The following is a 425-nucleotide window of genomic DNA, read 5'->3' as shown; positions in this document are numbered from 1 at the left end:
GTTGACGATGTCCCCACGCCCGCGCGCGACCATCCCCGGCAGCACCGCGTGGACGAGTTCGGTCACCGCTGAGATGTTGGTGGTGATCATCTGCCGCCACTGCGCGATCTTCGCAGTCTGCGCGCTCGCCATGCCGAGCGCGAGGCCGGCATTGTTGAACAGCGTATCGATCTCGGCAAACGCCGCCGGCAGACCGGCGACCGCAGCGCCGATCGCATCGAGATCGGTGAGGTCGAGCCGCATCGGCAGCAGGCGATCGTCGCCCAGTTCCTCGGCTAAAGCTGCCAGGCGATCCTCGCGCCGGCCGACCGCGATTACCCGCCCGCCGCCGGCGTGGATCTGCCGCGCCACCGACGCGCCGAAGCCCGAGGTCGCACCGGTCACCAGCGCGACCCGGCCGGCCGCCCAATCGTTCGTCGTCATGC

General features: G+C 70.1%; 1 protein-coding gene. It reads right to left on the bottom strand.

Annotated features, from left to right (window positions below):
• Window positions 1–425 (bottom strand): SDR family NAD(P)-dependent oxidoreductase (locus I6F20_RS37645; RefSeq protein ID WP_225131614.1); only part of this gene is annotated, 425 nt, incomplete at both ends.

Origin of the sequence: Bradyrhizobium sp. IC3123 (genome assembly GCF_020193625.1) — a bacterium.
Taxonomy (GTDB): domain Bacteria; phylum Pseudomonadota; class Alphaproteobacteria; order Rhizobiales; family Xanthobacteraceae; genus Bradyrhizobium; species Bradyrhizobium yuanmingense.
The sequence above is the reverse complement of the archived record's forward strand: the minus strand, read 5'-3'. Positions and strand labels throughout refer to the sequence as shown.